The sequence below is a fragment of the Acinetobacter sp. AG1 genome (assembly GCF_001005525.1).
In the GTDB taxonomy this organism is placed as follows: Bacteria; Pseudomonadota; Gammaproteobacteria; order Pseudomonadales; family Moraxellaceae; genus Acinetobacter; species Acinetobacter modestus.
Window position 1 is genome coordinate 1 of sequence record NZ_LBMZ01000026.1, and the last position, 2456, is coordinate 2456.

The following is a 2456-nucleotide window of genomic DNA, read 5'->3' on the forward strand; positions in this document are numbered from 1 at the left end:
TATCCGCGATTCGGGTTAAATAAGATCCTTTAATTAAAATTAAGCATATACTCTTATTTAAAACAAATACTTTTTTATTTTATTCAATTTATCGGAATTATCTGTGCTTAAATCTATATTAATTTTTATGATTACGATGGCTACTGCTTTATTTAATATGCAATCTAGTTTTGCTAACACAGAAAAAATTAATCAAAGAATCCAAAATCTCCCTAATGAATTAAAACCAGAATTTATAGATAAAACACCTATTCCAGATCTTTATACGCTTTCAAACATCAGAGGCTCTATATGGATAGATGCTTCTGGTCGATATTTAATTTCTGGAGATATTATTGATCTTGAAAATATGCAGAACATAGCGGACTTCAACTATCAAAAGCATTATGCAATTAACCCCAAACAACTACCCACTGCAAATGCATTAAAAGAGATCAAAGGAAATGGTGAAAGAGTTTTATATGTTTTTGCCGATCCAGATTGTCCTGCTTGTCAGGCCTTACAAGGTATTCTTGAAGAAGTGGATAACATAACGATCTATACATTCCCTATGGGTTTAACACATCTACACCCCTCAGCGATTGAAACATCTAAGAATATTTGGTGCTCAAAAGATCCGATTAAAGCATGGAAAACCTATTTATTAGATGGCGCTAAACCCAATCAAAGAAATAACTCATGTTATCAGCCTATAGATCAAAATATGATAATGACTAAAAAATATCGGATTAATCTAACACCAACAATATTTAATTCTAAAGGTCATAGAATTGTAGGAGTACCTCAACTCGAAAGTTTAGAAGATTTTATTAACAACACTGATCATTAATTTGGTGCTTAATTGAATACTCTCTTTATTTGCAGTCGCAATCAATGGCGTAGTCCAACAGTCGAACGTATTTTCGCAAACGGGTATGGTCTACATACCCGTTCAGCAGGAACCAGTCGCAATGCTAAACATACGATTTCAATCAAAGATATTCTATGGGCTGAACAAATTTTTGTTATGGAATCTCGACACAAACAACAGATCACAGAACAATTTTCCAAACAATTGCTACATAAAAAACTGTTCGTGCTCGATATACCAGATGAATACCACTATATGGATCCCGAGCTGATTGAATTACTGCAATTGGCAATACGACCATATTTAAAATAAATTCTGATTTCACTTCTTGTCGAAAATATAAATGAGCGCTATTGTTCGACTATTCTCAACAATATCTCTCTCAAATGAAAATAACCATCAAAACTTGGCTATCAGCCTTATCACTGAGTCTATTAAGCTTACAAATAGTACATGCTGATAGCAAAACCTTAGAACAAAACTTTAAACAAAATTATCCAGATATTCCCGTTACTTCAGTCACCCCATCTCCATTAAATGGAATTTATGAAGTCTATGTGTCTGGCAAGATTATCTATACAGATGAAAATGCTAAATATCTTTTCTTTGGCAATTTACTCGATGTAAAAAATCAGAAAAACCTAACAGAAGATCGTATTTCTGAACTGAGTAAAATTGATGTAAAACAACTACCTCTCAAGCAAGCCATTAAACACATTAAAGGTAAAGGCGAACGTACTTTATATGTCTTTACCGATCCCGATTGCCCATATTGTCAAAAACTTGAACAATACATGACCTCTATCGACAATGTAACGGTCTACATTTTTTTATTCCCACTTAAGAAACTGCATCCACAAGCTGAAACTGCAGCAAATAAAATTTGGTGTGCAAAAAACCAATATGAGGCTTGGGAAGATTACATGCTACATCGTAAGTTAGCCCAAAATTCAGGTACATGTGAAACACCTGTACAGAAAAATATTGCTTTAGGACAAAATCTAGAAATTAGTGGGACACCTACAATCTTCCTTGAAAATGGCACTAGAGTCGCAGGCTTACCACAAAATGCTCAACAAATTGAACAACTTCTATTAGAAGCACAAACTAAAAAATAGTATCTAATTAAGTGGTGGCTTTTCAGTTGATTAACAAGCCACCACTTAGAACATAAGATTCTGATTTATATTAATAATATAAAAATTAAAATAAATTAATTAAGCAAGATTTATACAAAATCTATATTTACATTTCACACCAAACTTTTATGATGAAGGCATTAAAAACTGCCATGTAATGGATTAAAGCAGATATCTGTGAAAGGAATAAATAAAATGAAAAAGTTGCTGATTGCCAGCTTAATTCTTGCTACAAGTCATTCAACATTTGCGGCTGATAGTAAAGTAACTGCAAAACCAGATGCATTTGCTCAAGCAACTAAACTATACGAAGCAAAAAACTACCCTGCTGCATTTCAAGAAATGCAGCGTCTCGCTGATACAGGTAATGCCCAAGCAATTTATAACCTAGGTTATATGACTCAAGTTGGTCAAGGCACAGTAAAAGATGAAAAGAAAGCCGTACAGCATTATCAAGATGCTTCAAA

3 protein-coding genes and 1 pseudogene are annotated in these 2456 nt (G+C 33.3%); all 4 read left to right on the forward strand.

Going from position 1 to position 2456, the window contains the following annotated elements; genetic code table 11:
- Positions 1 to 136: 136 nt before the first annotated feature.
- On the forward strand, positions 137 to 829 hold the full coding sequence (locus AAV96_RS00235; RefSeq protein ID WP_227505808.1) for a DsbC family protein: 693 nt from the start codon (positions 137 to 139) through the stop codon (positions 827 to 829).
- A gap of 12 nt (positions 830 to 841) precedes the next feature.
- Positions 842 to 1162 carry a low molecular weight protein tyrosine phosphatase family protein gene (locus tag AAV96_RS00240; RefSeq protein WP_046737855.1) on the forward strand — a complete coding sequence of 107 codons (321 nt, stop codon included), beginning with the start codon at positions 842 to 844 and terminating at the stop codon, positions 1160 to 1162.
- 74 nt (positions 1163 to 1236) lie between these two features.
- Positions 1237 to 1968, forward strand: coding sequence for a DsbC family protein (locus AAV96_RS00245; RefSeq protein ID WP_034602050.1), 732 nt, complete (start codon positions 1237 to 1239; stop codon positions 1966 to 1968).
- A gap of 216 nt (positions 1969 to 2184) precedes the next feature.
- A pseudogene (locus AAV96_RS00250) lies at positions 2185 to 2456 on the forward strand (sel1 repeat family protein); the annotation flags it as partial.